This window comes from Vibrio sp. Vb0598 (genome assembly GCF_033338935.1).
GTDB lineage: Bacteria > Pseudomonadota > Gammaproteobacteria > Enterobacterales > Vibrionaceae > Vibrio > Vibrio alginolyticus.
The window spans coordinates 1-1,010 of record NZ_JAWOTP010000330.1 but is presented as its reverse complement, the minus strand read 5'-3'; the positions used below and the strand labels follow the sequence as shown (position 1 = coordinate 1,010).

The window sequence follows — 1,010 nt, the reverse complement described above, 5'->3', positions numbered from 1 at the left end:
ATGAGCGCATTGCAGGGTGTTGGGTTCCAGACCGCCACAATTGAGCTTTAAGGGCGTGGGGGTCAAGGATTTTCGCGGAGGGTTCCCTCTGGGAAACCGCTAAAATACTTGATGCACACAACCGACCCCAAAAACTGGATCAGGGGTTTGGCTAAGAACGAAGTGATGCCAAGCCCTTACAAAGCCTTGCTCGAAAGTGTGGGCGAGTGCAGTTGTAAAAACCCTGAGTAATGAGTAAATTACATACTAAATGGAGGGCGGAAGCCCCAGAAAAGCAAAAACCCCGTATCAACGAGCTGGCAGGCTCTCCACGGGGTTCAATAGACAAGAAGAATTATGAATCGAACTGACCTAAAAATCAACCTTTCACAAAGCCTCTTGTCACTTCTCATAAGTGACGAGCATGTGCCGATCTAACGAGCAAGGAGCAGCGAACGCTGCGGGCTGCAAGCCCCTCGGGATAACTGCGAAATCCTCCGCCCCCCTAGGGCTTGAGGTAGTGCAAGAAAACAGACGACAACGCTTTAAATTACAAGGGATTGCGGCTGATCTACTTGCTCAGGATGCAGGAAAAAAACTGGAAAAAAGTGGTAAAAAACATGTCGGCGATATCCATCGGACGTGCAACTGCATGTGGACGGCTTTATCGTCCGACGTGGAGTTGATGCGGTCGAAGGAGCACGGAACCGGACACGTAAAAAATATTGCCACCTGTGGATCTGTCTGGGCTTGTCCAGTGTGTACCGCCAAGATCCAAGAGCGCCGCCGATTGGAGATTGCGGAAGCAATGACCAAGCATTACACGGACGGTGGGCAGGTGATTATGGTCACTTTGACAGCGCCACACTACAACCATCAATCGCTTAAAGAACTCAGAGCCATGCAGAGAGATGCGTTAAAGGATCTCCGAAAATCATCAGGTTCTTACACCAGAATGTTGAAGGATGAGCAGGGCTTTGAGGGCTTGATTCGAGCACTGGAAGTGACCGTATCCAAGCGTAACGGCTGGC

General features: G+C 50.3%; 1 pseudogene. It reads left to right on the top strand.

The features are described 5' to 3' along the window. Positions 1–664: 664 nt before the first annotated feature. A pseudogene (locus tag R7Q38_RS25065) lies at positions 665–1,010 on the top strand (hypothetical protein); the annotation flags it as partial.